The following is a 24,821-nucleotide window of genomic DNA, read 5'->3' on the forward strand; positions in this document are numbered from 1 at the left end:
GTCGCGTCATCTGATTGATTGAAATCATATCCGGGGGCGGGCAAAAGAAGAACGAGTGAAGAAGTATTCAGCAGAACGAAAAGAAGCACTCATGAGGCGGATGATGCCGCCGGAGAACAAGCTGGTTTCTCAACTGGCTCGTGAGAGCGGTATCACCGAGCAAACGCTTTATACTTGGCGCCGTCAACTTCGGAATCAAGGAATGCCAGTGCCGGGTAGTGGGAAAAATGCTGAGGAATGGACCTCAGAAGACAAGTTTGCAGTCGTGCTTGAAACAGCGGCGTTGAACGCGGTCGAGCTGGCCGAGTATTGCCGCCGCAAGGGCCTGTTCGCCGAGCAGATCGCTGCGTGGCGGGCTGCTTGCAGCTCGGCCAATGCGAGCGTAGCTCAACAGGCGCGTGGTCAGCGCGAGCAATCGAAAGGTGACAAGAAACGCATCCGGCAACTGGAAAAGGAATTGCTTCGCAAAGAGAAAGCCCTGACGGAAGCCGCCGCGCTGTTGATTCTGCGAAAAAAGCCCAGGCGATCTGGGGGACAAAGAGGAAGACTGATCAGCGTCCCAGATCGCCTGTTATGTGTATCGTTGATTCGCGAAGCCGCAGCGGCTGGCAGCCGCTTGCACAAGGCATGTGCCGAGCTCAATCTAAGCTTGCGTACATTTCAGCGTTGGGTGCGCGATGGCGATGATGCCGTTTCCGCCGACAGCCGCACGACCAATATGCGGCCCGCGCCGGCAAACAAGCTGAGCGAGGACGAGCGCGCGCAGATTCTGGCCGTTGCCAACAGCGAGGAATTTGCCAGCATGCCGCCAAGCCAGATCGTGCCGACGCTGGCGGACAGGGGCGAGTATGTGGCGTCGGAATCGAGCTTCTACCGAGTCTTGAAACAGGCGTCGCAGCAGCATCATCGGGGCCGGGCGAAGAAGCCATCGAACCGCGTGGTGACCAGTCATTGCGCCAGCGGTCCGAACGAGGTGTGGAGCTGGGATATCACCTGGTTGCCGGCAGCAGTGAAAGGGCAATATTACTATTGGTACATGATGCTCGACGTCTTCAGCAGCAAGATCGTCGGCCACGAAGTGCACACGGCTGAATCGGCAGAGCTGGCGTCGCGTTTAATGCGCCGCACCAGCTTGGCGGAAGGACTGGCGGGACGCAAGCTGGTGCTTCATTCGGATAACGGCAGTCCGATGAAGGGTGCCACCATGCTTGCCACCCTGGAGCATCTGGGCGTGGCAGCGTCGTTTAGTCGGCCGCGTGTGAGCAACGACAATCCTTACGCAGAGTCGCTGTTCCGCACCTGCAAGTACCGTCCTGATTACCCGAACAAGCCGTTCGGCAGTCTGGAAGAAGCGCAAGTATGGACACAGCAATTCGTGCGTTGGTACAACCAGGATCACAAGCACAGCGGCTTGAAGTTTGTCACACCGGCGCAGCGCCACAACGGACAGGCAGAGGCCATTCTGAAGCAGCGTGAACAGGTTTATCGTGAGGCCAAGCGTCGGAATCCCCAGCGATGGGCGCAACATACGAGGAACTGGAAACTGGACGACCAGGTCTGGCTTAATCCGGAACGGATTCAGCCAGAAGCATTAAAGCAGGCGGCTTGAGATGACGCGACAACTAGTTTGACAAACGCTGCTTCGGTGGTGATCATCAACTAATGTCACCTGCCGCCTCATGTCTGTGTATTGCTAGTTTCATTAGCATCGCTGTTTTGCCATATTTGATTAAATGCAGAAAGACCCAATGAATTTACGTGACGATCAATGGCAAATACTGGAGCCCTTGATCGAAGGACGCAAGGTTCCTGGCATTCATTGCAAAGATAATCGGTTGTTCATAGAAGCGGTACTTTGCGTCACGTTAAATCAGTGTGAGTGGTCTGATCTGCCGCAGAAGTACGGTAAATGGCGTACGGTGTATATGCGTTTCCGACGCTGGAATACAGCCGGCTTTTGGCGCAGTCTGACAAATAGTAACATTGACAATCAAGAGTTACTGCTGATGCTTGAACAAATCGCCAGCTGCGGCGACGTGTATAGCCAACGTGCGACGCAGAGGAAATTAATAATATATGGTCGCCGAAAAAATCATTCGGAAATCGGTGCAAGCGCTGACATTGCGCGACCATAGCTGTACTTCCGCGGCGCCAAATTGGGAGTGCATTTGTGGTTCTGCCGGTTAAATATTATTCGCAACAACACAGCAATCGTAGTATGAAAAGTGACTAACTATGTTGGCTTGTCCGCTGTAGTGAAGTCCTCAATAAATCGTCATCATGCGGCAGATGTACTGATTGAATAAAATTATTTTGCGGGTCTTATCTATGACCAAATTTGATAAAAGTAATGCTAGTGGTACACCCAACCTCAATGAACTAAGGGTCATCACCATGACGATGGAGGAAGATTACGCGGCCATCAAGCGAAAGAAAGTCGAGGCGCGTCGCATGCTCGAAGATGTATTAGAAGCCGCAAAGGAACGCCGTGCGACATTCAACTGGACACTTTAAGTAGATTTTCCAGTTGCATGTACCTATGTGCTGCGTTGTAAATGGTCGTTCCTCCGTGAAAACGATATATAAATCCATAGCACCAAATGAGAATTGAGATGACGCATGGCACCTTCACAATTACAACAAGCCGATCCGTCTGTATCACCACAACCCGCCAAAAGGATATATCTAGCGGATTTAATTGCCGGCCTGTCGATTGCAGGCTTGTTGCTACCCGAGGCAGTCGCCTATTCCAGTATCGCTAATCTACCACCGCAAACCGGCGTCATCGCGCTGTTCGCCGGCCTGCTGTGCTACGGCCTGTTCGGCAGCAGCCGCTTTGCGATCGTCTCCGCCACCTCTTCCTCCGCGGCAGTGCTGGCGGCAGCCACCGCCTCCATGGCGAACGGCGACATCGGCTTGCGCATGACGCTGGCGATCGGCCTGGTGATGATCACCGGCCTGTTTTTCCTGCTGGCGGGACTGGCGCGCATGGGCAGCGTCACCGACTTCATCGCCAAGCCGGTGCTGCGCGGCTTTGCTTTCGGCCTGGCCATCGTCATCATTCTCAAGCAGTTCGCCGGCGTGGTCGGCGTCCATCCCGAACATAGCGACATGACCCGCTTCATTCCCGAAATGCTGGCGCAGGCCGGCCGCTGGAACTGGATCAGCGTCGCCGTCATGGCGGCGGCGCTGGCCCTGCTGTTCCTGTTTGCGCGGCTGCGGCGGGTGCCGGGCGCGCTGCTGGTGATCGTCATCGGCGTCGCCGCCGGCCAGTGGCTCAATCTGCAGCAATATGGCGTCGGCCTGGTCGGCAGCATCCATCTGCAGCTGGCGGTGCCGACCCTGCCCGTGCTGTCGCGCGCCGACTGGTTGCGTCTGGGTGAACTGGGCTTTGCCATGGGCATGATTCTGTATGCCGAATCGTATGGCGCGATTCGTAGTTTTGCCATCAAGCATGGCGACACCACCGCGCCCAACCGCGATCTGCTGGCGCTGGGCGCCTCCAACCTGCTGTCCGGCCTGTTCCACGGCATGCCGGTCGGCGCCGGCTATTCCGCCACCTCCGCCAATGAAGCGGCCGGCGCCACTTCGAGCTTGTCCGGCTGGGTGGCGATGCTGGTGATTCTGGCGATCGTGCTGACCTTGCTGCCGGGAATAGCCCTGACGCCGGAACCTGTTCTGGCGGCGATCGTGATTCATGCGGTCAGCCATACTCTTAATCCGATGGTGTTCCGTCCCTACTTCCAATGGCGCCGCGATCGCCTGGTGGTGATTGCCTCGGTAGTTGCGGTATTGCTGCTGGGTGTACTGGACGGCTTGCTGGTATCGATCGCGATCAGCATCTTCATGATGCTGCGACAGTTTTCTCAATCGACCATTTCGGTGCTGGGAAGACTCGGACAAAGTCATGATTTCGTCAATATAGGCACTCATCCAGAAGCGCAAGCAGTAGTTGGCATCATCATCTTGCGCCCCAATGAGCCGCTGTTCTTTGCCAATGCCGAACGCATCCTGAGCCAAGCGCGCCGTTCCATCAGCGCTGCCTCCGGCCTGCACACTGTCATCCTCAGCCTGGAAGAATCGCCCGACCTAGACAGCACCAGTCTGGAAGGCTTGCATGATTTTTTCAGTTTCGTCAGCGCCAGTGGTCTGCGTCTGCTGCTCGCACGCCTCAAGGATCCGGTCTACGACATCATGAAAAATGCTGTCGAGCCTGCATTTCCGGCCGCCTCTCTCAGCGCCCTGAGCGTTGCCGAGGCCGTGCATTTGACGCTGGCAGATCAGCAAATGACAGCCTAAACAATCGCAAGCCAATCCAGAGAATAAGCACTCGCGCATGGTGGAAAATATTGGCAGCGAAGTTTCAATCTCGAAAATCTTCATTCCATGGAAATGACATTAGGTGCGCGGAATATTACATTCAATAACACATTCTGCTTTTATCTATCTGTAACAATTCCGCGAATATTTTTGATGACGTTTGCGTTATGCTTGTCGCGCGACTTATTGATGTACAAATTTAAAAGGAAATGTCATGGGTTTTATTGCTTGGTTGATAGTTGGTGCGATTGCAGGATGGTTAGCAGGGGTTGTCGTCAAAGGCGGTGGCTTCGGTGTGTTGGTTGACATCATCGTTGGTATCGTCGGCGCTTTCATCGGCGGTTGGTTGGCCGGAGCATTGGGGATTCACATCGGCGACGGCCTGTTGGCATCGATTGTGACTGCCACCGTGGGGGCCGTGATCCTGTTATTTATTCTGCGCCTCATCAAGCGTGCCTGAGTCGTATTGAAAGCGCAAACGAGTGATAGATAAGCCTCGCATAAATTGCAGCAGAGACCGGTTAATTTTGCTGGCGCATGCGTTGTGCCGGCAAGTAACCCGTTACTGATACCGCATTGACAAATTTAGATAACGTAACGCCCTCTTTTTGGAGAATTTTGAGATGAGTATGAACCTGCTACAACTTACGCAAACCGCACTGGGCGGGCAAGTGATTCAACGCATAAGCGCCCATTATGGGATTGACGCTAGCAAAGCGACGACTGTCTTTGATACTTTGGTGCCAACCCTGATTGGCTCTGTCGTGAAAAAGGCTGACACACCTGAGGGAGCGCGGGCGCTCTATTCGGCCATCATGTCTCCTAAAGTTGATCCTAACATTGGCACCAATTTGGTCAGCGTCATCGACAATCCAGTGTCCCTAAGTAACTTGGGGAAAATCGGTGAAGAACACACCGTCCACTTGCTCGGCGACAAAGCCGGGGATGTAACAAATGCTGTTGCTCAGCACACCGGTGTGGGAATCAGCACCGTAACATCAATGACGTGCGTGGCCGCAGCCACCCTGTTTGGTTTGATCAAAAATCACTTGCAAGCGAGTAAAGGCGGGCAGCACACGTTAATTTCTACGCTCGAACACCAAGTACCATTCATCCAGGGCAAATTGCCTGAGGGCGTGTGGGCGGCGTTGGGCCTGGGTACTGTAGCGGCATTTTTCAACGGCATTGGCAGCAAACTCAAAAACACGCTGTCAGCCTTTCATGTGCAAATGCCACAAGCTGCGCATCCAAGCACAAGCGTTAGCCAAGCACCTGAAAAAAAATCAGGCCTGGCAAAATTTTGGTGGCTCTGGTTGTTGTTGGCCTTGGCTGCATTGCTATTTTTGATGCGCGGTTGCAATAAGGAATCGACACCAGCACCGGCGCCGGTCGTAACGCCACCTGCTGCGGTCTCTGCCGCACCGGATAAGTCTCCTGTACTGTCGTTGACCACTGATAAAGACGGTAAAGCTACGGTAGTTGCCACCGTCGGTAGCGAAGCTGAGAAAACTGCGATTATGGACGACTTGAAAAAGGTTTATGGCGATGCGGTGAGCGCCGACATTAAAGTTGATGCGGCGACTAAGCCTGCTGACTGGATCGGCAAATTACCTGATTTATTGCCGACCATCAAATTGCCGAACGCAGAATTGACGATCAAGGGCAACAATATTGAAATCGGCGGCGCCGCAACTGATCCTAAACTGGCCTTGCTGGATAAGACCAAGACGCTCTTTGGTAGTGCTTATACCGTCTCCCTGTTCGACCTGTCCGAAGCCGTGGCCAATAGCAAGAAAAAATTTGAGGATGCACTAGCTGCACTCAAACCAGGTACCTGCACGACGGCCGACGTGGTGAAAGCAATGAATATCTATGCATTTAATTTTGCTTCCGGTTCCTTTGTTATTCCGAAGGAAGATGTCCTGGAGTTTGCCAAAGCGGTGACAGCCATCAAGGATTGCGCCAAGGATGCAAAACTGGAAATCGGCGGCCATACCGATAATGTAGGGTCTTCTGCCGTCAATATGGGATTGTCGCAATCGCGTGCCAATGCTGTGCGTGATTTCTTTGTGTCCAAAGGCATTGCTGCCACCGCGTTCACGACCAAGGCATACGGGGACTCCAAACCTATTGGTGACAACGATACCGCTACTGGCCGCTTCCAAAATCGTCGGATTGAGTTTGTCGAAAACAAGTAATTTGAGGGGGCATTAAAAGGATGCTGGCGCGGGGATAAGTTGGGGTTCAATAAGTTGCGATTAATGCTTACCAACGCCTACCGAACCCCGCGCCTGGTGCTTTGATTTATCTCGAGAAGGAATAAGTGATGGCATGGAATCCACGGACATCAGGAGACTGCAAAGATTTTGTGGATGATGAATTTTTAAATTGCGGCAATCATGCCGCTTTGGGGCAATTTAGCGCGGTCTTAGGGAGATAATAATGTTTAAAATTAACAAAACCATTGTGGCAATTTTGGTTACTGGCGCCTCGGTGCTTGCTGCGGCATGTCCGGCAGAAGCCTCAACCAAAGGGATGCATCGCGTTGGTGGTCATGGTCCACACGGAAAAGGCAGCCATTACGTTAAGTCACACCATAACAATGGCATGCATATCGTCGGCGGCCACGGCCCGCATCATAAGGGCGGCCACATGGTGAAGTAATTCGAATAGGGATAGTGCGGACATGATCATGTGTGTATTACCCGTATGCATCGCACGCTCTTGCTCTGTGTATGAGCAAGAGCCGTGCTGGATAGTTCAACATCTATAACATTCCATTTAACGAAGTCAAATTCGTGTCCAATCCAACGGGACCAGTTCTGGTCGCTCTCATGCCCCTCAATATGACCACAACGGCGCTGGTGTCCAACCAGTACGCCCACGGATATTCGCGGTTAGTGCGCGTTCGTGGATAATGCATGATTTTCGTAAGTCGTACTCAAGTTCAAAAAAAATGAATACGAAACGATGCAACATGAAACAGAGTAAGACAATGGACTGCTGAGTAGAAACATATATGTTTGGATTACAGAAAAGCCGCGACGACGACGTCGGCACCCTTAAAGAATTAATGATTGCTGTACCGATGACGATGGAAATTTATGCGGCCATCAGACGCAAAAAAATTGAAGCACGCAGCATGATCGAAGATGCACGCGAAACAGCAAAGCAGCGGCGAGGTACCTTAGATGAATGAGTGGTTGGTTATTGATAAGAAAAAAATTGCAGTGGTGTTGGCTTTGACCATTGCCGGCGCAAGCGCCCTAGCAGATGAAACGATTGTTTTTATTCGGCACGGCGAAAAGCCAGAAAAGGGAATACTTCTTCACTCGTTCTTCTTTTGCCCGCCCCCGGATATGATTTCAATCAATCAGATGACGCGACAACTATTCTGACACCGGGGGTTAATATTGCATCAGAATGCCGCGTCCGCAGTGAAAATTGGCGCCAATCCTTGGCAAAGTACCTTACTGCGAGAATTGATGAAACAGACACGACTGACTTGTCATCAGATGAAATGACAGCTAATGGTGCGTACGCCTCACAAATTATGACTGAAGCAAGATTTGAATTTCAAGCGGATGACCGGAATTTGCATTGTCAAAAATATTTGAATAGTCAGGAGTTAGTTAGGTTGGATAAACTGCATGCATCAATAGCCCGAAATCGCCAGTGACTTGTAGATGTAGTTTTTTGCAACGATGAATATCATGAATTTTGAAAATTGGATGCTTTTAACGATTCCGTTGCTAGCGGGAGGATCATTCATCGCTACGCAGCTTGTCCGAGAGGAATTGTTTGCAAGGATATTGGAAGATCGTAGCTTTCCTTTAGATCGTCTCTGGTATGGCCCTCGAAATGACACCATCCTAAGGATGACCATGATTTGGGGAGAGAAATCACGAGAGATGTTGAAAATTAGAAGGCTAAGGAATTTGATTTTTGCCGCACGCGTCGCTGCAGGCACATTGTATGTTTGCGTTGCTGTAGTACTGATCGCTTTGGGATGGTTTGCCTGGCATCACTAATTTGATATGTTGGCCTACGCCGATATCCTCAATAGAGGATCGAGCCGTGCAATTTCTACAAAACTAGGGTGCTGCATGATATTGGGACCAATGCAAAATTTGGAGATATTCGACAAGGCAACTGGTCGCGATGGAGTTTAGTTCAGTCTACGTTTTGATGGAGTAACCATTTATGGACTTTGCCTACCAAAAATCATTAAATTATTTTCTGGCACCTGGACAGTAGGGGCGTTTGAGAATACTGACAAACATTCGCTTGTTGCTTGGATTGATCCCGTATCTGGCAAATTTATTTCATTGAAGTCGAACTGGCTTTACTCTGTTTACGGTGTGATGATTCTCATTGGGTATTTTGGGATGACATTTATGGCATGGAGTGGCCTATGGTTGCGTCATATGGAAACTGCATTCAACAAACATTTCGCCAATTTCTCTTTGATCGCGCTCGCAGTTATGTGCTTTACGTCCGTAGTGTTTTGTGCGCTCAAGGCGACGAGAAAATCGCCGCTTGAAATCGAGCTTCGAGAAGAACTGGCAAAAAACATGTATTCTGAGCGCCTGTCCGCCAAGGCGCCTACACATTCCGATTCGTTGTAGTTGCTTCGGGATGTAATGGCTGACGGTCTAAAAGCCAAGATCAAAAAAGATTCCAATTCTCATTTGGACTCATCGCTCTTCGAATTTAGCTCAATGTGCCGTCATCCGTTGCACAGAGCCCCTGCCACAGGAAATGGGAGCATGAAATTAAAGGCAGTCCTTGTAATATGTATGATCATTGGGAGCGTGGTTCTAAATTCGCGTGCCAATGCGCTTCCGGTGCAGACGAGTACCAGCATTAGAGGCAATGGCTCAACGCATATCGCGTGCGGCCCTGAGGTAGAAAAGGGTTCCTGTGGTCCGTGGAAGTTTACCGGAAAGCCAAGCGCCGTAGTTACCGCAGGTATGTTCAAGGCACACCATATATTGCGTATCGGGGCGGATCAAAATAATGTTTACGTCGGTGTCAATGCACGCTGGCGTGTGCCAATGGCGGGTGAGATGCAAAATTCTGGCGATCAGGGAAACCCACTGTTGGTCTGTAGAGCGCAGGACGCAGCATGCAGTTTCGTAAAGATGTATGACTCGACAAGAGTGTCGCACATCATCGGTATCTCAGGCTTGAATTTACTTGCTGAAATCGAGAGCTACAAGAGTGATTCTCTAAATCGATTCGACGTGAGCTATGAACGCTCTTTCGATAGCGGGCAGACGTGGATACCGGTAAAAGTACCGGTGAATTGCAATCAGCATCGCTCGTGTCGTCTCGTCTTTTTGGACGCCAACCGGTATACCTTGTTGGCCACGGACACATCTGCACCATCGTTCGATAATTGGACCACGCAAATTTATGAGACCGAGGACAGTGGCATGTCATGGATAATGCGAACGGACGGTGCCGGCTTATCTGGCTCCCATTGGGATGCTTATGTCGGAGACCGCACAGTCAGCATCACTCTCGGGGCGCGTGAACATCAGAAGGCTATTCTCACTATTGCCAATAACCGCGATGAACTTGCACTGGAGGACATGAAACAACTTCACGGTGATGTCGTGAAGTTGATCGGTAACCACGATTTCTTGTACGCGCAAGTTGATAGCGGCACAGCGGAAAACCCAGAAGCGAGATTGTATGCAATTGCGGGGCATTCTGCCAACGAACTCTGGAAAAGTGAGAGCAACGTATCAGATGCTTTGGCCACACACGATTTGCTGCTGATTCGCACTTGGGATCATCGTGACTTTGTGTTGCCAGCGGGTGAATTTCGCAGCACGCTTCACATTAGCAAGGACCGAGGTGCAACCTGGATGACGTACCCCATGCCGGATGACTTGATCGATAGTTTAATAGCGGTTGTTAACTCGCGTATTTGGGTGGTAACACAAAAGGCAGTTTACTACTTAGATGTGCGATGACAAACTCAAATGCTGCCCTACCCGCCGCTTGAGTATCGAGAAGATTTATTGCACAGCATTGACGTCAATGAAAATATCTCTCTGATCTAAACCAGGCGGATTAAACGATACAACTGAAATACAGTGGCGGTGCAATTACGAATAAGCAGCGTGACATGGCTTTGGAGAAAGCTCAAGAGTTACGGGAGAGAACTTAGAGTGTTTTGGATCGATTCCAGGGCAACTATAGAACCGCATGTCCTCAGTAACTTTCTTTTCAGGCAACAGGTAGGTCCATGCACTTAGGATTGCTGTAAATACCGTTATGAGGTAGTCGCGACCCGAAGTGCGCAGTCATCCGCAACTACACCTAAGCGGCAGGTCAGCGTGGACCAGCACAGTAGGTCAGCCAGAACCGGCGCAGCGGTCAATTTGCACCAGCGCCTGCACATTGGAGGGTAAGTCTGAGTTCGCGCTCAAAATGTCCGAACTAAAGCCGCAAATTTCGGACAATTTCTTGCGCGATGTCCGAAAAAACCATATAAATATCGGACAAGGAAGAAAATGTCTGTACTCAAATCCCATATCTCTACCCTAATCGAAGCGGCAGGTCCTGGACAAGTTTGGGTACCAACCGACTTTGCACAGTTGGGCAACCGTGATGCAATCGACAAGACTCTGCAGCGCATGGTGCTGGCAGAAGAGTTGCGTCGCATCGACAGGGGTCTATATGACAGGCCCAAGTGGAACAACCTGACTAAGCGTCCCACATCCCCCGACTATCGCGCAGTGGTGGAAGCGATTGCCCGTCGGGATCAATTGCGACTGCTTATAGACGGCATGACCGCCGCCAATGATCTTGGCCTGACCAATGCGGTACCGGCTCGCGTCACCATACATACCGACACGCGCCGTCGCACAGTTCAACTAGACAATCTCACCGTCGAGTTTAAACAGACGGCACCCAGCCGCCTCTACTGGGCGGGACGTCCGGCCATGCGCATCGTTCAGGCGCTGCACTGGTTGAAAGACACATTGACTTCGGACCGTTCTCTTGTCTTGAACAAGCTGACCAAGGTTCTGGACGATCCTATACACGGCGCCGCGATCCGTCAGGATCTGCTCGATGGTTTCAACGTGTTGCCAGCGTGGATGCAAAATTTGGTCCGTGAACTTCCCAGATGTGACCCACAGGTTTTATCGACCGCGACACGTCAATCTCCCAGCGCTGGTGGGAGTTGGAAGTAATCGGACAGTAGGATCCTAGGTGTAATCCATCAGCTTGTTGCCGGTTTGATCGATGAGCTGGATCGTCGAGCCAAGGGCATCGCTGAAATAGTTAATCGTTTGGGCGCTGGCGCCCGTGTCAGTTTGCTGCGCCAGCACTTCGTCGACTCCAACACCGTTGAGTTCCTGGATCAGGTTGAGGCCGTCGTAGACATAGCCAGTGCCGACGCCGTTAATCGTCCTGGTCTGGCGCCGTCTGAGCGCGTCATAATTGAATCCGGCTGTGACGGCACCGCTGATTTGCGTGAGCTGGTCGCGCGCACTCCAGATGTAGGTATTCACGCCGCCACTGGTGAGGTTGCCGGTGAGGTCGGAATGAGGCTCTGTCCACTGCCGACGGTGAGGCGATTGGCGGCATCAATCTCGGTATTATTGCTGTTGGCGCTGGGGTTGATGCGGGCGAAGCTGCCGCTGGTCCGGATGCGCCGGCCGGCGTTGTCATACGCATACACTCTGGTGCGCGAGTACGTCATCGAACATCTGACACTGGAGCAGTACGTGCATTCCCTGGAAGGGTCGCAAACGCCGCCTGGCCGATAAACTCATCCCCATATTCCCGCCTCACGAATGTTACGTCGAGGTGTTTTGCGACGGTGCCACGCTGTATTTCCCGCGACCAGCGCCGGCGCGCACCGAAGTCGTTGACGACATTAATGGCGCACTGGTCAACCTATATCGCGTTGCGCAGCACCACATGAATGAGTTCCCGGGGAGTTCGGGTGGGCAATCAGCAGTCGGTAGCAGTTCAAATGGCAACAGGACTCATGGCCTAAGACATTGACAGATACCGGAGGCAAACCTGAAACGTTGGCTCGAAATAAGTTCGATGCTGCCATACGCCCTATCGAGTATTGAGACACACTCCCTCCAGATTTGCATTTATTGTAAATTCAATATCACCTCGCAGAAATAGATATACATTCCTTTCTCGCAACTACATCCTCCAATATTTCCAAAAGATACTTGCGACATCTTTTTGACAGATATCTAGGGCTGTCTTGAAAACCGTTAATTTAGCGCCGGCCGACCTGCCCAAGGAATCCGGCCGTTTCGACCTCCCCATCGCACTCGGCATCCTGGCAGCATCGGAGCAGATGCCGGCGGATGAACTCGATGCCTACGAATTTGCCGGCGAGCTCTCGCTGTCGGGCGAACTGAGGCCGATTCGCGGCGCCCTTGCCATGACTTTCGCCATGACGTCGGATAGCCGGAATGCCGATGCGTCCAAGACCGGCAATGGCACCTCATCGGCATCGCCGCGCGCCTTCATCCTGCCGCAAGCCAACGCGGATGAGGCGGCGCTAGTGTCCGACGCACATATTCTCCCGGCCGAATCGCTGCTTCAGGTATGTGCGCATTTCTCCTCCAGGCAGACAGAAACCAGGCTCCAGCGTCATATTCCACATGCGCAATCGAAACCACGCAGTCATCCCGATTTCAGCGATGTCAAAGGCCAGTTGCAAGCGAAACGGGCATTGGAAGTGGCGGCGGCCGGCAACCACAGCGTCCTAATAATATAGCCAATTAAACCCCAAAGCTTCCCCAGCCTAGGTCCTGCCAAACCAGCGTTGGAGAGACTGCTAACGACAGCGACCATATTGGCCAAGCAAATCAGAGATGTTGATTATTCGAAACAATTGTGAGCTTGTTATGATAATATAACCCATAGTAGGTTATGGCATATCCCGAGTTGGGTTTCACCCTATGTGAATGGCTAATCCTATTCACGACCCCAACTCACAAGTGTTTCGGCAGATGCTGGTTGAAGCGCGCATGTCGAGTGGACTATTGCAAGCTGACCTGGCTGACAAACTCCGCAAGACACAATCTTTTGTCTCGAAGTACGAGCGCGGTGAACGACGTCTGGATTTTCCAGAATTCATCACTATCGCTGATGCGCTTGGCCTTGACGTATTTGCCTTTATTGAAAAGTACAGGTTACGCATTGCCAAGGATCATCCGATGATCTAACTGCCTCATCGAGTCGGGAAACACTGCGTCGATAGACCCTCCAATGCCGGGACTTCATAGATGGCAAGCACACAAATGGTGCGAGTGGAGGAAATGAATGAAGAAGTCTATTGGAGCAGGATTTGTCGCACTAGCGCTGGTCGGATGCGGTGGAGGTGGCGGCAGTAGCGCTACTCCAAGTGTCCCAGTACCAGCCGTTTCATTAACTTTGAGTCAGCCGAAAACAAGTATCGGATCGCCTGTAACCGTTGCATGGTCATCCACCAATGCGACAAGCTGCACGGCTTCGGGTGCATGGAGTGGCATACAGTCGATTTCAGGATCGGCCATACAAACGCCAACAGCATCCGGTGTTGGCACATATACCCTTACTTGTTCTGGCGCCGGTGGAAGTGCCAATCAGTCAGTCTCATTGACTGTGCCAATTCCGGTATTGAAATCTTCGTATGAGAACAAGGCCGCAGCAGGCGAATCGATTGGCGCTCAAACTCTTCCGAGTGAAGTAGCCGCTGGCAATGCAGTGGCGTTTGCCGACTTCTTTCAAGACGGCACGTATTCAATGGTGACGCATACGCTTGAATACAATTCACAAGACCCATCCACAGCTAGTAAATTCGGACACATTCATTTCTGGCAGAAAGTTAATGGCACATGGGTAGACCATACGTCTACCTTGTTAGCAAATAACACTGGATGTCTCCACCCACGCAAGGCGGTTGTGGCCGATTTCAATGGCGACGGCAAACCAGATATTTTCTTCGCTTGCCACGGCTTCGATGCATCGCCGTTTTCAGGTGAGCAGCCTCATGTCCTACTTAGCCAGCCTGACGGCACTTACAAGAACGTAACCATTCCGGTAACTTGCTACTGCCACAGCGCATCCGCAGCAGATATACACGGCAATGGCTATGCCGATGTTTTGGTGACGGATCAATTCGTCCAGAAAACACCATTTTTCTTTACCAACAACAAAGACGGCACCTTCAATAGTGATTTCTCTCACTTCCCGAAAGTAATCAATGCTTACCAGTCGAACGGACAGCAAGGCATTACAGGATCGAATACTGGACTACCCGAGATATTCACTTCCGAGTTGATCGATTTTTCTGGCACAGGTCATTTCGATGCATTTTTAGCTGGCAATGCACCGGACAATAGTTTCGGAAACTGGCCGCCGACCATTTTTAAAAATGACGGTAGCGGAGTGTATTCAGCATCCAACGCAACCGTTCTGCCATATAGCCAGCAATATCAAACGACGCTTGATATTGTGTATCAAGGCGGCTTTGTCTATTTAACTGCCGTGCAGGACACCTATTCCTCCAACCCATACGGCTTCAGCAACATCGTCAAAATTAATCCAGCGACGATGGCATCAACCCAAATCTACGCGAACACTGCGAATTTTTCTAACGGCCGTACCTGGCTGAACTGGATTGTTCCAAACAACGGCCACATCACCAGTCTCGATACGACCTACGGCGTGTCGGTATCTCAATAACTCAAAGCACATGGCAATCTATTGCGAAAAGTCATCGCAATGGATTGTCATGTCCATAGTCACATCATACGGGGAATAAAAAAATGATCGTATCAATGAAGAACGACGCGGGTTTAGTCCGGCAGGTCAAAGTAGGATTTTGTTGGACTGCATTTTTCTTTGGCGCATTGCCGTTCTTCTTTCGCGGTATGCCATCAACAGGATTTCTATGGTGCTGTACGTTATTCATCGGGAATTTCGTACTGCCATTCAAGATGAACAAATACACCGCGCAATATTATTTGGAGCATGGCTACAAGCCATACGGGAAAGGCTGGCATAAAGCTGCTTTAGCTTGGGGTGTGGCGATACCATCCACTGGCGAAGAGACAACGAATGACGCATTCAGCGATGAACCAGAGTCTTCGAAATATGTATTTAAGATTTGGCATGCGCTTGTTGCCGTCACTGTCATCCCAGGAATTTTGATGGCAATGTTCGGTTCACATGAAAACAAGTCTGCAAAATCCGAACCCGTAGAACAAGTGGTGCATATTCAACCGACTGAACCTGTCGCGCCAGCCATCATCGATACGCCTGCCGCTTTGGATAAGGCCGTTGTGACTCAAATGGCTGAAATCGCCTCATCGCAAAATCCGATTGCAGAAACTCCGCGTAACGACATAGCCAAATCCGAATCGCCAAAAACGGAAGCAGATATTCCGCCTGCGAACGCCAATAACGCAGTTCAATCTTGGACACCGAGCTTTGACTGTGCCAAAGCCTCGAATGGCCCTGAACGATTAATCTGCTCCAGTCCTGAACTATCGGCAGCAGACGTAAGGCTTGGTCAAGTATACAAATCAGCACTTAACAATGCCAAAGATACAGGCGCTCTCAGGAAACGACAGAACGAATGGCGCAAGCTTGAACGCGACGGATGTTCAGATGTGAGTTGCATGTTGAAGGCATACCAAAATCGAATTACTGAATTGGCTGCGTCCGAGTGAAATTAAATTGGCTGGGCCGACTGGATTACGGAACGACATCGATTCAATCGGCCAATCACTGGAAAAATTGATGGGTACACTATTCCTGCTGGTGCTTTATCTGTATTTACTATATCGGCTGCTGGTGACAGTGATTGCGATTTTGAAGAACTTCTCGGCGGCGCCATTCCTAGCTACGTGCTATCTGCTGTTACTGGCTGGCTTTGGCAGCGGCTGTTACTGGCTGTATAAAGCAATGTTCGGTTGATGGGTTGGATTCGGTGCCGGTGATGGCATCGTATCAGAGCACTATCGGAACGCCATTGATAAGCCAGTTTTGCGCCTTCATTTGCAGTACCCATTCCCGAAATTCACGCCTTTCTTCGCAATCACGATCATAGGCCGCATCTTCTTCCATTGTCGAATGTCGGTTTTCTCTTTTTTCGGGCCCGAGTATTTTTCTCATAAGTGCTTCGTGCCTGGCGAGTGTAGCTTCAAGGTCATAATTCTTCATGTCTGGCAATCCCCTATCTGGCCTGTAGGTTGTTGTTCAAGCCATAGGTATTTATCTCTATCCGCACCGGCCTTCAAACGTCCTGAAGTGTCCCTGGTCTCGCCCTTGAGCTAAATACCATCAGTTAAGATTGCCGGGCCTTGATCGATGCCGGACGGTGCTAACGGATGCACTTTAGTATTTACCAGTTTTAAAAATGAGTTAGCACCGGATTCGGACGGTCAAAGAGGCCAATTCGGTTGCTTCCTATAAAAACTCCGCCAAAGAGCTTTGTGGGTTCGTTGCAGCTCATATTGTTGGCAGCAACTCACTAGTCCACTATCAGTGAATTTCTCTTTGTCCATGATATGTTCTTTTAATGCAACGGTAATTCAGAGTCATTATCAAACATTGCTTGCATCTGTTCCTTGGTCAAAGTCATTCCACTCGGCTTGTTTGCGATCCGCTCAGTCAAACGAATAATTTTTTCGCGATCTGCATCAGTCATTTCTGCGCATGCGTCCAAAAATTCCTGCTCTTGCTCAGTTCTATCGTTAGGCATGATGCTTCCTGGAGGTTATGGATGCTCAAATCTGCTAGCAAGATAAGCACGAAGATCGGTAGGTGAAGATGAATCGGCATCTTTCCTTGCGTCGAACCATGTCTCCGCGTACGCTTCAACGCGACCTTCATTTACATTTTCGTCAGTCGCAAAATCACGTGCGATTTGCAGCGCTTCCATATTGGTCTTTACCTGATCGACAGCCATTTTCATTTTTCTCAGTGGGCTCTAAAAATCGTCGATATACGTAGAGGAAGGGACTGGCCAGTTAGCTTTGATCACTTTGTAGAGGCGATCAATCCGTGCGGTATTTTTAGCAGCGTCCGGCCCTACATAGCCATTTCCGGCCGTATTCGTTTCAAGGCGAAACAGTAAATCATCTATCTCCTTTGAACCAACTGTTTCCGACACGTACAATTTTCCTACCTTCGAAACGCGTATTTGCGTGTGAACCGAGTCGTCGCCTGTCGCGACTAAGGCAGCAATATTCGCCTTCGTAAGTTCGCCCGGCTGATTTAAATCAATTTCAAAATTTTTGTTGGTCATAATTCACTTTTCTAGGATTGACTAAAGCATTTATGCCACTGGACTGACAACGCATCAGCACCAGATTGTCACAATCAGAATGAGCGCCAGCGAGGGGGGTTGATCTACATGAGGGCGATCAGGGCAATGCCCCGACCGTATATAAAAATATATAGTTTTTTAATGACGCCGTATAGTGGCTGCGAACAAAAAATTTGCTGCTATGTATGCAGAAATGTACTTTACATGAAAGTGTTGGTGCTAACGCGAGCACTTTAATATTTAACTGATTTAGAAACGGGTTAGCACCGGACTCGCCCGATCTCTTCAGCCCGAAGGTGCTTGTGCTGGTCTCTTGCTGTTCGATGGGTACACGCCTAGGCAAACGTGAATCTTTTATAAAGTTGTTGACAAGAAAAGTTGTCTTATGTATAGTAAAAGAAGCGTTAGTGCTTCAACCCAGCTTTCGCTGCCAGATTTTGCGGATACTCTCCGCGCCCTGTGGGTAACACGGCCGACATTGAGCGGTACCGTCATGTAGTTAGATTTATGACGGAAGGGGCAGGCTTGAAATTCTTTCATTCGGTATTCCGGATGCAGGAGTTCGCCTGCGAGTCTGACAGAGTCACAAAAGATGGTATCCCTACCGTCTTCACTTCTCCGTACGCTCATAGGCACTCAGCCTGCTAAATTTCCGTTTTCCCGATTGGTTTCGTTCGACTTTGCTTTCGTCCGCATTTGGGCTGCGCATTGTCTGCCGATGGAATTTCACTTTTAATTTTCCTATTAAATCTGAAAGGCATCAAATGAAGAAAATCGTTACTAATAATTCGTCGACACTGCGTAGTCTCCAGTTAGAGCCCTTTGATGGTCTCTCCAAGGGACCTTATTATTATCACTCGCTGAATATTTCAGTCTTTGAGAATTTTGAAGACGATCGGCCTGAGTTGTTGCAGAGAGATTGGGGTACTCTATCTGCATTTCTCACTGCTATTACTAGCAATTCGAGTGAAGACACCGCTGGCTTCAGCCCGTGGATCAATGGCACGTCAACTGCCAAGACGAACGCTATAACAGCGCTGGTGATTGACTTCGACACCAAATTCGATATCAATCAATTGGCCCCTCAGTTCCGTGACATTGAGCGCGCCAGCTATATGGCGCGCGATCCAGAAACCGGCAACGAAATTTTCCGCGTGCTGCTTCCGCTGCTCAACCCTATCTCGCTCGAAAAATTTCTGATCCTGAAACCCACAATCCAAAATTGGGCTGATGGCATCGGCAATCATCCTGCATCCAATCCATCTAGCTACCGAGTCGGACGCTTTTGCTGCTACCCCAGCTATAACAAAGCTGACCCCGCTAGTCCACGCGTCGAATTTGCTTCTCCTGGCTGGATGCTGGACGAAAGCGCGTTTGACGAGCTGAGGGAAACTGGCGTACTGACGCTCATATAAACAGTTATCGCATTAGGAGCGTAATTGGGAAATTTCTGCCCAGTCCAGTCTCGGCTCCTGAAATAAAAAACACGCGGTAAACCATCGTGACCGTACTGGCGACAATGATCGCCGGTACGGTGCCAGCGCCGCATCGTCTATCACAGAAAAATAACAATGTAAGGACTAAAAAATGAAACAAAAAAATCAAGCAGTAAAAAATATGGCGGCTAGCTTTATAGGGATTGGCATCGAACAGATGCTGGCTAGATTGCATAGCGAAATCAGCTTGGCAACACAGTTCTCTCCAGCCCTTCCTCGACGCATTAACTTTGGCGTATCTCTTTGGACTTCCACTGACGTGCCATTTCCAACCTATTCTGCTTTTGAATCGGAAATTCAACAAACTCAGCTTTGGCAGTTTGATACGTCCGACTGGAATCCTGACCTCATTGTCTACCCAACATCTCGAATTCGCGTCCGGATACCGTGTTGGGAAGGCGAGGTGCGGTGCTGGAAAAACGTTGAGTTCGCGAGCGACGACGGCACACCCTTCAAGACTGGCGAACTGCTTTTCAAACTTCACAGCGCGGTTGTGAAAAATTCACGCGGCGCTGGTGATGTTGTTGTGGTGTCAGCCTTGAGTATGCATCGCTACCACAATCGCAAAGAGCCCCAACTGTATATCTTGGATGAAGACTACTGATCTGTCGAGCGTATCGGCCATTCGTAGCCGATACATCCTCGGGTGCTAACACACGTCACTTAGTATTTACTGATTGAGAATTGTGTTAGCACCGCATCGTCCGCCGACAAAATAAAAACAACCTTGGAAATAATATGAACAATATCAGTCAACAAAAAAATATGACCGCGCTGGATAAAATTCGCAACAAAATTGAAAGCAATATATTGGCTGCACAACAGCCTGAACCAGTTCAACGGACATGTCGCGTCTTTGAGCCACCATTGTCACCGAAACGGGAGAGGCCACCTCATCCTGCTCGCATCACCTTCCCTACATTTTTCTGCACATTCGTCAACGTGGCGTTTCGCTGCTATTCCGATTTTGACGACATGATCGAGCACAGCCACTGGAATCAGAAACGGATCGTTTTTCCTGAGTCGCGTATTCATATTCATGTGCCACATGGATTAATGGCAAAAGATATTCCATTTCCATCACGTGTCGAACTTACGACCAACGATGGCAGGCCATTCACGTCAGGCGAATTGTTCTACAAAATTCATAAAGCCCTGGTTGAACCCGCAGCAAACCCGTCCAGACTCCTTCACGGAGCGAAGCTCACTGCGCACCCAAACCAGTGGCCGAATGACGGCAAGCCGTATCTGTACGGATTTTATACGAAGGATAAGTGGAGCATGAATTACCCGTACTGATCCAAATATCACGATAAATATACCGAGTGCAATGGACAGCTGGCTAGGCACGCTGCTTCGCGAAAAGTTACCAAACGATTCGTGCCTGGCTTGCTGTCACATGCCTCGTCGGATTGGTAACCGACCAAATAACGCGAAGCGAAATCTATGTGCAGATTTCCGCCGACTAAATCGAAGGGGACTTCAATATGACGCACATGCTTAAACTTGCCATCAATCGGCACATCATCAACAAAATAGAATCTCAATCTGATCCACGCTGGGAAATATTTACAGCGCAATGCGAAAACGTCGAACTCACGCTCGATGAATTTTCTGACCATATCAATCAGGGTCACGCATTCTGCGCTCAGCATAAAAATCGCAAAAAAAATGCTAACTTCGTCGGCACCAATATTGTGACTGTCGATATTGACAAGGGCATGACTGTCGAGCAGGCGTTGGTCGATCCATTCGTCCAGCAGTACGGCACATTGCTCTACACAACACCATCACATATGCCTGACCAGCATCGGTTTCGCCTTATCTTCATGTCGGATCGCACCATCACCGATAGCGAAGAAATGAAGCTGGCCTATAAAGGTATAATCCGAAAATTCGGCGGTGACGACTCGTGCAGCGACGCATGCCGTGGATTCTTCGGCTCGACCGGTAGCAATCCAATCATCCTCGGCAATATTTTGCCTAACGACGAACTGACTAAGCTCATTGTGCTTGGCGGCGAAAAGAGAGTATCCGCGACGATTTGTTCTGACACTGGCGGTGAGCTTGGTGGCAAATCAACTCAAACTTCGTCCGATCCGCTGGAAAAAAACCAAATGGTCAAGTTGGCGCGCGGGTTGGGTCATATGGTCTTGCTTGCGGATTTGCCGAAATGGACATCTATTCATTGCCCGAAGCATTCCGACAATAAGCCGAGCGCATTCGTCGTCACCAATAAAGATGGGATCAATGGTGTGCGCTGCCATAAGTGCCATGCCAGCTTTTGGCCACAATCTGAGCTTTGGAAAAAGCGTAAGTCCTACAATTTCTATGAGATCGAAGATTTTGTTCGCGAACAGGACTACGCTCAAACCCCCGAAAATTTCTACGACATGGATGCCGAAGATGCTCAGCCGAGCTTGCTTGATGAAACGCCGAGCGAACGGAACCATCACATTTTGAATGAAAAATATCTACCGAATATCCCGTTACATGAAGGGTAACGTTTGTGCGCAGTCCCAAGGGTTCAGGAAAAACAGAGTGGCTGCAAAAAATCGTCACTCAGTGTCGCCAAAAAAACCTGTCCGTGCTGCTGGTCGGCCATCGGCAATTACTCATTCAAGGGTTGGCAAAGCGTCTTGGTCTGATTTGCTATTTCTATACCCAGGGAGAAAAGTTAAAAAATAACCAGTCCGACGAATACTATAGTGTTTGTGTGGACAGCATCGGCAAGCTTCTTCGGCCGGATTTAGATCAATACGATGTCATCATCATGGATGAATCTGAGCAGGTTTTTTCGCATCTGACTTCCGATACGCTCCGTGGAAAACGTCGCACTTGCTATCAGAAATTATTTTATTTTTTGCGATCAGCAAAATCAGTTATCTTCACCGATGCCGATCTCGGACCAGTCACTATAGTGGCTGCCTGCGAATCCGTGAAAGCGAACATGCCGTATCAATTTTATCTCAACGAATTCAAGGAGAGCCGCTGCGATTTCCATTACTACGAGAGCGACGATCATCTTGTACAAGAAATGATCAACACAATCCGAGCCGGTGGCCGTCACTACGTTTGCACGAATTCAAAAAAGAAAGCTGAAAATTTGCTGGAAGCGATTCGCTACGAATTCGGCACCAAGCGAAAAACAATGTTAGTCACTTCCGATACAGCCGGCAACGCAGACGTAAAGCATTTTGTGAATAACATTAAGACCGAAATCTTGAATTACGATGTGGTGGTCGCTTCGCCGACGTTGGGTACCGGCATCGATATTACATTCATGGAACAAGCGCAGCATATTGATACGGTGTACGGTTTTTTTGTATCACGTGTGAACACGCATTTCGACATCGATCAGCAGCTTTCCCGCGTTCGACATCCCAAACTGATCAAGGCATGCGTTGCACCAGAGCGCTTTAACTTCGAAACCGAAGCAGATGTAATTCGCAATGAGGTGCGTGACAATGCTGCGCTTAACGATGTGTTGATTGGCTATGAAGATGATGGTCAACCGAAGTTAGATGACAGCTACCTGAATGTGTATGCCGCCGTCACTGCAATGCAACGGGCGTCGAAGAACAACCTGCGTGCGAATCTTCTGAATCTGCGAGTCAGAAATGGCTGGACTGTTCAAAACGTGGCGATGCTACCCGAACTTGCTAAAGACGGAAAGCGCCGGACGAAGGAAGCGAAAGATGTACTGGCGGAAAAGCGCGCCGAACAAATTTGTGCCGCCGGAAAAGTCACACCCGAGACATACCAAGAACTCTACGCCATCAGCAAACAAGGCATCAAGCTAACGCGTGATGAGGAACATGCTATGCGTCGACATGAAATCGAGGCGTTCTATCGCGAAGACATCTCCAAAGAATTAATTGACATTGATGATAATGGCAAGTATCGCGATCAGGTACGAATGATGCAGATTTACCTGACCCCGCTGGAAAACCTGATTGATAAATCATCGGCAGAGCGGAAGGCAGGACGTTTTGTTACTGACATGACTACTGAGCCGCTAAAAAAGACGATGCTATACGATTTACTGGAAGCTGCGGGTCTTGCTGATACGACGACGCTGATCAAAACCGGTGTAATCGTTTCGGAGAAATCATTGACGGCCTTTACTGATATGTGTCGTGCGCGTGCTTCGAAAATCCAGGAACTGTTCGGCCTGAAAGTTCACAAGAATACTGTGCAAACGTTAGGTAGGATTTTCGACCTTATTGGGCTAAAGAATTGTCCGGCGATTCGGGAAAAAGTGAACGGTATAACAACGTACTATTATGAGCTTGATGTTGGCACGTTGAACTCGGTTCGCAACATCATCGACAAGCGTATGAGTACGTCCACTAGCTCAGCGCCTGAAATCATGGACTCTAGCAGCGGTGATAGTGGTATTGCACTCGGGCAGGCGATGAGGATGCGAGAACGGAAAATGCGTACCGACATGCCGGCGGTGCTAACGGAACTAGTCTAGTATTTAACCGTTTTAAAATTGAGTTAGCACCGGGTGGCTGAGAATTTTCAACCACTTCCGGTCGCCTCAATATTCGATCAGGTTTTTCCGTGATTTCTTATTGAGAATGTCGTCCAGTTCGGCGATCAAGCTTTTGTTCTCATGCATCGGCTCGACAGGGAATTCTTCAGTTTCGATTTTAATATCTACCAAAAGCACAACTCTGTTGTTGCGGACTGGACGGCTACCGGCACCACTATTCATTTCCTTGCGTTGAAGTTCTGCGTTCACTGCACGATAGACCCCTGCCATTAGCTTGTCTGTTAAATCTTTGCGGGCACGTTTAATCTGATCTCGGCGCCCCTTGAAGGTGATGGGATTTCGTACTATGTCTACCAGAGTTTGCCAGGTAGTTTGGACTGCTCGAATTTGCATATTTTTCCTGTTCTTAAAATCGTTGTGATCTGCGCTGCCCTGTGGCAGCGCAGATATTCAATATTTGGGGAAGCCCTGTTCGCGACTAAGTGAGTACCAGTGGCTCGCTGATCGAGCTGCTGGTAATAACGTCAGATGCGTTTGCCAATGCGGCACGCGCCAACGCCTGTTGAAGATTTACCTCCATACCGGTATCTGGCCACCAAATCACATCTTCATCGTGGAGAATCTCCCAATTCGGGTATGGATCGCGGCTGAACGTCACGCACAACGATCCGTCGTCCAACTCGTCGAAGTCGCAATCAGCAATCAGTCCGATATCATCCTCCTTAATGTTCTGCCAAATGAGTATCCGAAAGTTGCGAAGACCGTATTTTTTCTCCAGTACGACGGCAATTCGCTGAGCAACCCAAACGTGGAATGCGTTGAGCGAATGCTCGTCACTCAGGTCGTAAAAATCGCGGTAGCGGGAATTGACAACGTATTTGCATGTCATATCGCCCATGATCAAGCCTCCAACCGAAATGTGGCGACGTTGCCTGAGCCGGAATCGTCTATGCAACGGCAGTAGTCATGCCGGAGAATGTCGGGCTTCGGCTTCGCTTCCAAGATTTCGAAATCATGGTAGACGTAGCGATACAAGAATGACGGCTTGCGCAGGTATTGAACCGGCTTAGAGGTGGTACAAGGGAATATGTTAAGTGACATAGAAAGTCCATGAAAATTTGTAGTTGTGTTCAGTCCTCCAAAAACGTCTCGGATAAACATGAACTTCTAACGCCCACCAAATTCGGCATAA

Annotated in this window: 29 protein-coding genes and 2 pseudogenes; 24 read left to right on the forward strand and 7 right to left on the reverse strand. The window is 49.8% G+C overall.

All coding sequences use genetic code 11. The features are described 5' to 3' along the window. Positions 1 to 55 precede the first annotated feature (55 nt). From CAter10_RS20115 to CAter10_RS20165, 12 genes are all read left to right on the forward strand, one after another. Positions 56 to 1,609 carry an IS3 family transposase gene (locus CAter10_RS20115; RefSeq protein WP_082798003.1) on the forward strand — a complete coding sequence of 518 codons (1,554 nt, stop codon included), beginning with the start codon at positions 56 to 58 and terminating at the stop codon, positions 1,607 to 1,609. A 139-nt stretch (positions 1,610 to 1,748) separates the two neighbouring features. Beyond that, positions 1,749 to 2,135, forward strand: a complete 387-nt coding sequence (locus CAter10_RS20120; RefSeq protein WP_061537460.1) for a transposase — start codon at positions 1,749 to 1,751, stop codon at positions 2,133 to 2,135. A gap of 163 nt (positions 2,136 to 2,298) precedes the next feature. Further along, positions 2,299 to 2,514 (forward strand): hypothetical protein, encoded by a 216-nt coding sequence (locus CAter10_RS20125; RefSeq protein ID WP_128083151.1) that lies wholly within the window; start codon positions 2,299 to 2,301, stop codon positions 2,512 to 2,514. A gap of 105 nt (positions 2,515 to 2,619) precedes the next feature. Then, positions 2,620 to 4,299, forward strand: a complete 1,680-nt coding sequence (locus CAter10_RS20130) for a SulP family inorganic anion transporter (protein ID WP_061534838.1) — start codon at positions 2,620 to 2,622, stop codon at positions 4,297 to 4,299. 235 nt (positions 4,300 to 4,534) lie between these two features. Next, the gene (locus CAter10_RS20135) at positions 4,535 to 4,780 is read left to right on the forward strand and encodes a GlsB/YeaQ/YmgE family stress response membrane protein (RefSeq protein ID WP_061534839.1); all 246 of its coding nucleotides are present in this window, start codon (positions 4,535 to 4,537) and stop codon (positions 4,778 to 4,780) included. A 169-nt stretch (positions 4,781 to 4,949) separates the two neighbouring features. Continuing rightward, positions 4,950 to 6,518: an OmpA family protein gene (locus tag CAter10_RS20140; protein ID WP_061534840.1), complete on the forward strand. Its 1,569-nt coding sequence runs from the start codon at positions 4,950 to 4,952 to the stop codon at positions 6,516 to 6,518. 244 nt (positions 6,519 to 6,762) lie between these two features. Continuing rightward, complete coding sequence (locus CAter10_RS22630; protein ID WP_061537461.1) at positions 6,763 to 6,984, forward strand: hypothetical protein; 222 nt, start codon at positions 6,763 to 6,765, stop codon at positions 6,982 to 6,984. Between the two features lie 355 nt (positions 6,985 to 7,339). Next, positions 7,340 to 7,519 (forward strand): hypothetical protein, encoded by a 180-nt coding sequence (locus CAter10_RS22635; RefSeq protein ID WP_061537462.1) that lies wholly within the window; start codon positions 7,340 to 7,342, stop codon positions 7,517 to 7,519. After that, positions 7,512 to 7,718, forward strand: coding sequence for a hypothetical protein (locus CAter10_RS20145; RefSeq protein ID WP_061534841.1), 207 nt, complete (start codon positions 7,512 to 7,514; stop codon positions 7,716 to 7,718). Before CAter10_RS22635 ends, CAter10_RS20145 begins: the two co-directional genes overlap by 8 nt. A 306-nt stretch (positions 7,719 to 8,024) precedes the next feature. Next, positions 8,025 to 8,351, forward strand: coding sequence for a hypothetical protein (locus tag CAter10_RS20150; RefSeq protein WP_061534842.1), 327 nt, complete (start codon positions 8,025 to 8,027; stop codon positions 8,349 to 8,351). Positions 8,352 to 9,089: 738 nt separating this feature from the next. Continuing rightward, positions 9,090 to 10,304 carry a beta propeller repeat protein gene (locus tag CAter10_RS20160; protein ID WP_061534844.1) on the forward strand — a complete coding sequence of 405 codons (1,215 nt, stop codon included), beginning with the start codon at positions 9,090 to 9,092 and terminating at the stop codon, positions 10,302 to 10,304. A 543-nt stretch (positions 10,305 to 10,847) separates the two neighbouring features. Beyond that, on the forward strand, positions 10,848 to 11,531 hold the full coding sequence (locus CAter10_RS20165) for a DUF6088 family protein (RefSeq protein WP_061534845.1): 684 nt from the start codon (positions 10,848 to 10,850) through the stop codon (positions 11,529 to 11,531). A gap of 15 nt (positions 11,532 to 11,546) precedes the next feature. Here the strand turns inward: CAter10_RS20165 and CAter10_RS20170 are convergent, their stop codons facing one another. Then, entirely contained in the window at positions 11,547 to 11,852 is a 306-nt protein-coding gene (locus CAter10_RS20170) for a hypothetical protein (protein ID WP_061534846.1), read from the reverse strand. A gap of 33 nt (positions 11,853 to 11,885) precedes the next feature. Between CAter10_RS20170 and CAter10_RS22640 the strand changes: the two genes are divergently transcribed. The 7 genes and pseudogenes from CAter10_RS22640 (at position 11,886) to CAter10_RS22950 (ending at position 16,278) form a co-directional block, all read left to right on the forward strand. After that, positions 11,886 to 12,110 (forward strand): hypothetical protein, encoded by a 225-nt coding sequence (locus tag CAter10_RS22640; RefSeq protein WP_128083153.1) that lies wholly within the window; start codon positions 11,886 to 11,888, stop codon positions 12,108 to 12,110. Next, a pseudogene (locus tag CAter10_RS22180) lies at positions 12,073 to 12,308 on the forward strand (DNA adenine methylase); the annotation flags it as partial. The gene CAter10_RS22640 and the pseudogene CAter10_RS22180, both read left to right, overlap by 38 nt. Positions 12,309 to 12,574: 266 nt before the next feature. Continuing rightward, a pseudogene (locus tag CAter10_RS20180) lies at positions 12,575 to 13,087 on the forward strand (magnesium chelatase domain-containing protein); the annotation flags it as partial. Positions 13,088 to 13,280: 193 nt separating this feature from the next. Continuing rightward, complete coding sequence (locus CAter10_RS20185; RefSeq protein ID WP_197467150.1) at positions 13,281 to 13,541, forward strand: helix-turn-helix domain-containing protein; 261 nt, start codon at positions 13,281 to 13,283, stop codon at positions 13,539 to 13,541. Positions 13,542 to 13,638: 97 nt separating this feature from the next. Then, complete coding sequence (locus tag CAter10_RS22185) at positions 13,639 to 15,042, forward strand: FG-GAP repeat domain-containing protein (protein ID WP_082798006.1); 1,404 nt, start codon at positions 13,639 to 13,641, stop codon at positions 15,040 to 15,042. 83 nt (positions 15,043 to 15,125) lie between these two features. Then, a complete protein-coding gene (locus tag CAter10_RS20195) occupies positions 15,126 to 16,031 on the forward strand; it encodes a lysozyme inhibitor LprI family protein (RefSeq protein ID WP_061537465.1) in 906 nt (301 codons plus the stop codon). A 70-nt stretch (positions 16,032 to 16,101) separates the two neighbouring features. Then, entirely contained in the window at positions 16,102 to 16,278 is a 177-nt protein-coding gene (locus CAter10_RS22950; protein WP_156477179.1) for a hypothetical protein, read from the forward strand. Positions 16,279 to 16,311: 33 nt separating this feature from the next. Here the strand turns inward: CAter10_RS22950 and CAter10_RS20205 are convergent, their stop codons facing one another. The 4 genes from CAter10_RS20205 to CAter10_RS20220 all read right to left on the reverse strand — a co-directional run bounded on the left by CAter10_RS20205 (position 16,312) and on the right by CAter10_RS20220 (position 17,611). After that, positions 16,312 to 16,524, reverse strand: a complete 213-nt coding sequence (locus CAter10_RS20205) for a hypothetical protein (RefSeq protein ID WP_061534853.1) — start codon at positions 16,522 to 16,524, stop codon at positions 16,312 to 16,314. A gap of 355 nt (positions 16,525 to 16,879) precedes the next feature. Then, positions 16,880 to 17,065 carry a hypothetical protein gene (locus tag CAter10_RS20210; protein WP_061534854.1) on the reverse strand — a complete coding sequence of 62 codons (186 nt, stop codon included), beginning with the start codon at positions 17,063 to 17,065 and terminating at the stop codon, positions 16,880 to 16,882. Positions 17,066 to 17,080: 15 nt separating this feature from the next. Further along, complete coding sequence (locus CAter10_RS20215) at positions 17,081 to 17,278, reverse strand: hypothetical protein (RefSeq protein WP_061534855.1); 198 nt, start codon at positions 17,276 to 17,278, stop codon at positions 17,081 to 17,083. A gap of 15 nt (positions 17,279 to 17,293) precedes the next feature. Continuing rightward, entirely contained in the window at positions 17,294 to 17,611 is a 318-nt protein-coding gene (locus CAter10_RS20220; protein ID WP_061534856.1) for a hypothetical protein, read from the reverse strand. A gap of 785 nt (positions 17,612 to 18,396) precedes the next feature. Between CAter10_RS20220 and CAter10_RS22645 the strand changes: the two genes are divergently transcribed. From CAter10_RS22645 to CAter10_RS20245, 5 genes are all read left to right on the forward strand, one after another. Then, positions 18,397 to 19,047, forward strand: coding sequence for a hypothetical protein (locus CAter10_RS22645; protein WP_128083154.1), 651 nt, complete (start codon positions 18,397 to 18,399; stop codon positions 19,045 to 19,047). 172 nt (positions 19,048 to 19,219) lie between these two features. After that, positions 19,220 to 19,732, forward strand: coding sequence for a hypothetical protein (locus CAter10_RS20230; protein ID WP_128083155.1), 513 nt, complete (start codon positions 19,220 to 19,222; stop codon positions 19,730 to 19,732). 134 nt (positions 19,733 to 19,866) lie between these two features. After that, positions 19,867 to 20,427 (forward strand): hypothetical protein, encoded by a 561-nt coding sequence (locus tag CAter10_RS20235; protein ID WP_061534859.1) that lies wholly within the window; start codon positions 19,867 to 19,869, stop codon positions 20,425 to 20,427. A gap of 188 nt (positions 20,428 to 20,615) precedes the next feature. Further along, the gene (locus tag CAter10_RS20240) at positions 20,616 to 21,632 is read left to right on the forward strand and encodes a hypothetical protein (RefSeq protein WP_128083156.1); all 1,017 of its coding nucleotides are present in this window, start codon (positions 20,616 to 20,618) and stop codon (positions 21,630 to 21,632) included. 5 nt (positions 21,633 to 21,637) lie between these two features. Next, complete coding sequence (locus tag CAter10_RS20245) at positions 21,638 to 23,608, forward strand: plasmid replication protein, CyRepA1 family (RefSeq protein WP_061534861.1); 1,971 nt, start codon at positions 21,638 to 21,640, stop codon at positions 23,606 to 23,608. 66 nt (positions 23,609 to 23,674) lie between these two features. On the opposite strand, the gene CAter10_RS20250 is transcribed toward CAter10_RS20245, so the two are convergent. Then, positions 23,675 to 24,022 carry a hypothetical protein gene (locus CAter10_RS20250; RefSeq protein ID WP_061534862.1) on the reverse strand — a complete coding sequence of 116 codons (348 nt, stop codon included), beginning with the start codon at positions 24,020 to 24,022 and terminating at the stop codon, positions 23,675 to 23,677. An 85-nt stretch (positions 24,023 to 24,107) separates the two neighbouring features. After that, entirely contained in the window at positions 24,108 to 24,527 is a 420-nt protein-coding gene (locus CAter10_RS20255; protein WP_061534863.1) for a hypothetical protein, read from the reverse strand. Positions 24,528 to 24,821 lie beyond the last annotated feature (294 nt).

Source organism: Collimonas arenae (assembly GCF_001584165.1).
GTDB lineage: Bacteria > Pseudomonadota > Gammaproteobacteria > Burkholderiales > Burkholderiaceae_D > Collimonas > Collimonas arenae.

What these genes read in the sequence shown, in the direction of transcription:
- CAter10_RS20120 (WP_061537460.1), top strand. Translation starts at nt 1,749, where the DNA reads ATGAATTTACGTGACGATCAATGGCAAATACTGGAGCCCTTGATCGAA.
- CAter10_RS20130 (WP_061534838.1), top strand. Translation starts at nt 2,620, where the DNA reads ATGGCACCTTCACAATTACAACAAGCCGATCCGTCTGTATCACCACAA.
- CAter10_RS20135 (WP_061534839.1), top strand. Translation starts at nt 4,535, where the DNA reads ATGGGTTTTATTGCTTGGTTGATAGTTGGTGCGATTGCAGGATGGTTA.
- CAter10_RS20140 (WP_061534840.1), top strand. Translation starts at nt 4,950, where the DNA reads ATGAACCTGCTACAACTTACGCAAACCGCACTGGGCGGGCAAGTGATT.
- CAter10_RS22630 (WP_061537461.1), top strand. Translation starts at nt 6,763, where the DNA reads ATGTTTAAAATTAACAAAACCATTGTGGCAATTTTGGTTACTGGCGCC.
- CAter10_RS22635 (WP_061537462.1), top strand. Translation starts at nt 7,340, where the DNA reads ATGTTTGGATTACAGAAAAGCCGCGACGACGACGTCGGCACCCTTAAA.
- CAter10_RS20145 (WP_061534841.1), top strand. Translation starts at nt 7,512, where the DNA reads ATGAATGAGTGGTTGGTTATTGATAAGAAAAAAATTGCAGTGGTGTTG.
- CAter10_RS20150 (WP_061534842.1), top strand. Translation starts at nt 8,025, where the DNA reads ATGAATATCATGAATTTTGAAAATTGGATGCTTTTAACGATTCCGTTG.
- CAter10_RS20160 (WP_061534844.1), top strand. Translation starts at nt 9,090, where the DNA reads ATGAAATTAAAGGCAGTCCTTGTAATATGTATGATCATTGGGAGCGTG.
- CAter10_RS20165 (WP_061534845.1), top strand. Translation starts at nt 10,848, where the DNA reads ATGTCTGTACTCAAATCCCATATCTCTACCCTAATCGAAGCGGCAGGT.
- CAter10_RS22640 (WP_128083153.1), top strand. Translation starts at nt 11,886, where the DNA reads ATGAGGCTCTGTCCACTGCCGACGGTGAGGCGATTGGCGGCATCAATC.
- CAter10_RS20185 (WP_197467150.1), top strand. Translation starts at nt 13,281, where the DNA reads ATGGCTAATCCTATTCACGACCCCAACTCACAAGTGTTTCGGCAGATG.
- CAter10_RS22185 (WP_082798006.1), top strand. Translation starts at nt 13,639, where the DNA reads ATGAAGAAGTCTATTGGAGCAGGATTTGTCGCACTAGCGCTGGTCGGA.
- CAter10_RS20195 (WP_061537465.1), top strand. Translation starts at nt 15,126, where the DNA reads ATGATCGTATCAATGAAGAACGACGCGGGTTTAGTCCGGCAGGTCAAA.
- CAter10_RS22950 (WP_156477179.1), top strand. Translation starts at nt 16,102, where the DNA reads ATGGGTACACTATTCCTGCTGGTGCTTTATCTGTATTTACTATATCGG.
- CAter10_RS20205 (WP_061534853.1), bottom strand. Translation starts at nt 16,524, where the DNA reads ATGAAGAATTATGACCTTGAAGCTACACTCGCCAGGCACGAAGCACTT.
- CAter10_RS20210 (WP_061534854.1), bottom strand. Translation starts at nt 17,065, where the DNA reads ATGCCTAACGATAGAACTGAGCAAGAGCAGGAATTTTTGGACGCATGC.
- CAter10_RS20215 (WP_061534855.1), bottom strand. Translation starts at nt 17,278, where the DNA reads ATGAAAATGGCTGTCGATCAGGTAAAGACCAATATGGAAGCGCTGCAA.
- CAter10_RS20220 (WP_061534856.1), bottom strand. Translation starts at nt 17,611, where the DNA reads ATGACCAACAAAAATTTTGAAATTGATTTAAATCAGCCGGGCGAACTT.
- CAter10_RS22645 (WP_128083154.1), top strand. Translation starts at nt 18,397, where the DNA reads ATGAAGAAAATCGTTACTAATAATTCGTCGACACTGCGTAGTCTCCAG.
- CAter10_RS20230 (WP_128083155.1), top strand. Translation starts at nt 19,220, where the DNA reads ATGAAACAAAAAAATCAAGCAGTAAAAAATATGGCGGCTAGCTTTATA.
- CAter10_RS20235 (WP_061534859.1), top strand. Translation starts at nt 19,867, where the DNA reads ATGAACAATATCAGTCAACAAAAAAATATGACCGCGCTGGATAAAATT.
- CAter10_RS20240 (WP_128083156.1), top strand. Translation starts at nt 20,616, where the DNA reads ATGACGCACATGCTTAAACTTGCCATCAATCGGCACATCATCAACAAA.
- CAter10_RS20250 (WP_061534862.1), bottom strand. Translation starts at nt 24,022, where the DNA reads ATGCAAATTCGAGCAGTCCAAACTACCTGGCAAACTCTGGTAGACATA.
- CAter10_RS20255 (WP_061534863.1), bottom strand. Translation starts at nt 24,527, where the DNA reads ATGGGCGATATGACATGCAAATACGTTGTCAATTCCCGCTACCGCGAT.